This window comes from Vibrio sp. M260118 (assembly GCF_036533755.1).
GTDB lineage: Bacteria > Pseudomonadota > Gammaproteobacteria > Enterobacterales > Vibrionaceae > Vibrio.
Genome location: NZ_JATABG010000644.1, coordinates 1 through 902, shown reverse-complemented (window position 1 = coordinate 902; position 902 = coordinate 1). Strand labels below are relative to the sequence as shown.

Genomic DNA, 902 nt, shown 5'->3' with positions numbered 1-902 from the left:
GCATCCAGATCTCGCCACTCCCTACCATGAATATCCAGCAAAATGGACTGGCAATGGTTCACGACTCGCCAAACCAAATCATGACGACTGGTATGAAACAGTCAAAGTGAACTACGGCGTAAGACCCGATGGCGGCAAGGACTTTGCAACACTTTCCGAAGAGTATCGCTTTAAATCAGCAGCCGAACACTACCAATTTTGGCTGGATAAAGAGATACCTGATTCATGGATTAAATTTCGCGACATCGCGCTCTATTGGCTTGAGCAAGGCGTAGATGGCTTTCGCTACGATATGGCAGAGATGGTGCCGGTTGAGTTCTGGAGTTTTATGAACTCATCAATCAAGCAAGCCAACCCAGACGCATTTCTCATGGCAGAGGTTTACCAACCACAACTGTACCGCGACTATATTCAGCTAGGCAAAATGGACTATCTGTACGATAAAGTCGATCTTTATGATGCCCTCAAAGATGTCATTCAAGATAAGGGTTCCACGAGTGAGATTGGCCGTATTGAGTATCAACTGCGCGATATTGAGCATCACATGCTGCACTTCCTCGACAACCATGACGAGCAGCGTGTCGCCTCACCAGAGTTTGCTGGCAGTGGCGAGAAAGGCAAGCCAGCGATGTTAGTTTCAGCGTGTTTGTCCTCGTCACCAACTATGATCTATTTCGGTCAAGAGGTAGGCGAAGCGGGCGCAGAAATGGCGGGCTTTGGTCAACCATCGCGTACTTCGATTTTCGACTATGTCGGCGTACCCGCTCATCAGCGTTGGATGAATGAAGGATGTTTTGACGGCGGGCAACTATCAACAGCAGAAAAAGATCTTCGAGCCTTTTACCATGAGCTACTTAACCTGACGTTAAACCACTCTGCGCTATGCGGAAAGTACCATGATT

Annotated in this window: 1 protein-coding gene; it reads left to right on the top strand. The window is 48.0% G+C overall.

From position 1 onward, the window contains the following. A partial coding sequence (locus QTO00_RS20245) for an alpha-amylase family glycosyl hydrolase (protein WP_331426349.1) occupies nt 1-902 on the top strand: 902 nt, incomplete at both ends.